Raw genomic sequence first — 2,661 nt, 5'->3', positions numbered from 1 at the left:
TGCAAGCTGGAGGGTTTTACTTATGCTCCAAGTGATGAAGTCTACTGGCAGCACGGCCATTCCACTGAAAATGATCGCATCTATGTGACCACACAGACGCTCACCCGTGAGCAGTTCCAGAGGCTCTCGGACGAGGTAGGCGAGGCCCGGAGTTTGCTTGTCATGTGCGGCGCATTCCGTGTAAAGAACCTTGATGATTTCCCTAATCTCACGGTTAAGAAAATCCCCAAGGCCGTGATGAACCGTTGTGAATGGGGAAAAGACGACTACAGTCTCGAAATCAAAAACCTTCAGGTCAAACAAGTGGAACCAGCTGAAGATCAAGGTGAATCGCCTCCGAACGCCAGAGGTAAGAACGGACATAATCCAAAGCAGGCTACTCTTTTTGACCTGGCCGGAGGGAAAGGCGGTAAGATAAATGACTGATCATCTTCCCGAAAAACGGACACCTTCTTCAGAGATTTTATTCTACCAAACCGAAGACGGCAGGAGCCAGATTGAGGTAAGGCTGGATCAGAATACTGTCTGGCTATCCCAAAGTCTGATGGCTGAGTTGTTTCAGACGACCAAACAGAACATCAGCCTTCACCTTCAGAATATCTATGCCGAGGGGGAGTTGGTACGTGAGGGAACTGTCAAGGAATACTTGACAGTTCAACAAGAAGGAGCACGGAAGGTCTCACGCAGTCTGGAGTACTACAACCTGGACGTGATCATATCCGTCGGCTACCGTGTGAAGTCTTATCGTGGCACGCAGTTCCGAAGGTGGGCGACCGAACGGTTGCGGGAGTATCTGGTCAAGGGCTTTACGATGGATGACGAGCGGCTCAAGGAAGGCCGGAACATAGGGGCAGATTACTTTGATGAACTACTTGAGCGCATTCGTGATATCCGTGCATCCGAAAAACGCTTCTACCAGAAAATCAGGGACATCTATAAATTGGCGATTGACTACGACGCCGAGGCGGAACAAACAAAGGAGTTCTTTCAGATCGTACAGAACAAACTTCACTGGGCCATTACCGGCAAGACAGCAGCGGAGTTGATTGCAGAACGCGCGGATTTCTCCAAAGCGAACATGGGGCTGACGAGTTGGAAAGGGTCCAAAGTTCGCAGGACCGATGTCGCTGTTGCCAAGAATTACCTGAGCATCGAGGAAATTGGCGAACTTAATAGGATCGTCGTCATGTATCTTGATTATGCAGAGGATCAGGCCCGTCGCCGGAAACCCCTTTACATGCGTGATTGGCGTGAAAAAATTGACGCTTTTCTCAAATTCAACGAACGCGCTATTCTTAAAGATGCGGGGAAGGCGTCAATGGAGGTAGCCAAGGCCCTGGCACTGGAGGAATACGAGAAATTTAACCGGCGCCGCCTTGTCGAAGAAGCGGCCAAAGAAGAAGAGGAATTTGAGAAGATCGCCAAGCAACTTGAACACAAAGGCCGGAGGAAAAAGAAATGAACGGCTCCCACGTCAACACGATTGCCAATCGCCTGAGCCTCCGTCCGCCGCAACGCAAATCGCTTGAGATTCTTGCCAGGGTTTGCGATATCATCCCGCTTGAGAAGAATTCCGACCTTGTACAGGCACTCAATGTAATTCAATCCGAGTTCCCTTCGGTCTCGGACTTCGAGCGCGATTTTCCATCCCTTTGCTTCGCACTGGCAACCGGCGTAGGAAAAACGCGTCTCATGGGAGCGTTCATCGCATACCTCTTCAAGACCAGGAACATCCGCCATTTCTTTGTGCTTGCGCCAAATCTCACTATTTATAACAAGCTCACTACGGACTTTACTCCCAATACCCCCAAATATGTCTTCCAGGGCATTGCAGAGTTCTCCGTTACACCACCGGAGATCATCACCGGCGACAACTACGAGACCGGTCGCGGTATCCGGCAGAAGGATTATCTGCCGGGTATAGAGCGGGAGACGCCGATCCATATCAACATCTTTAACATCTCCAAAATCACCAGTACGGAGACACCGAAAGGAGCCATCAAGAGCAACATCCCTCGCTTCCGGCGGCTCCATGAATACATCGGACAGAGCTATTTTGAATATCTATCCAATCTGAATGATCTGGTGCTCCTGATGGATGAATCGCATCGCTACCGGGCATCAGCGGGAATGAAGGCGATCAGTGAGCTTAAGCCGATCCTTGGCCTTGAGCTTACAGCAACGCCTCAAGTTGAGAAAGGCGGTAACCCGGAGCCATTTAAGAATGTCATATACAGTTACCCCCTTTCTGATGCAATGTCAGACGGGTTCGTTAAAGAGCCCGCTGTTGCCACTCGTGAAAACTTTGATGTCCGCAACTACGATGATGCCGGATTGGAAAGATTGAAATTGGAGGATGGAGTACGCATCCACGAGAACTCCAAGGTTGAGCTGGAAATTTACGCCCGGGAGAATGGCAGGTCCATTGTGAAGCCCTTCCTGTTGGTCATTGCGCGGGATACGGAACACGCCAATTCCCTTATGAAAATAATCGAAGATGAAACATTCTTTGAGGGCCGTTACAAGGGCAAAGTCATCCAAGTCCATTCCAAGCAGAGCGGAGAGGAAAGGGATGAAACCATCGAACAGCTCATCAATGTTGAGAAGCCGGAAAACCCCACCGAAATCGTCATTCACGTCAACATGCTTAAAGAAGGATGG

The 2,661-nt window shown here is 49.9% G+C and carries 3 protein-coding genes; all 3 read left to right on the top strand.

What is annotated here, in order from left to right:
• Positions 1-426 (top strand): site-specific DNA-methyltransferase (locus QME66_13300; protein ID MDI6809923.1); only part of this gene is annotated, 426 nt, incomplete at its 5' end.
• Positions 419-1,462 (top strand): virulence RhuM family protein, encoded by a 1,044-nt coding sequence (locus QME66_13295; protein ID MDI6809922.1) that lies wholly within the window; start codon positions 419-421, stop codon positions 1,460-1,462. The genes QME66_13300 and QME66_13295, both read left to right, overlap by 8 nt.
• Positions 1,459-2,661: DEAD/DEAH box helicase family protein (locus QME66_13290; protein ID MDI6809921.1), on the top strand; the 1,203-nt coding region annotated here is incomplete at its 3' end. The genes QME66_13295 and QME66_13290, both read left to right, overlap by 4 nt.

This window comes from Candidatus Eisenbacteria bacterium (assembly GCA_030017955.1).
GTDB lineage: Bacteria > Eisenbacteria > RBG-16-71-46 > JASEGR01 > JASEGR01 > JASEGR01.
This window is presented reverse-complemented; position numbering and strand designations above follow the sequence as displayed.

Excerpts from the sequence above, each read along its gene's own strand:
- QME66_13295 (MDI6809922.1), top strand. The coding sequence starts at position 419 with ATGACTGATCATCTTCCCGAAAAACGGACACCTTCTTCAGAGATTTTA.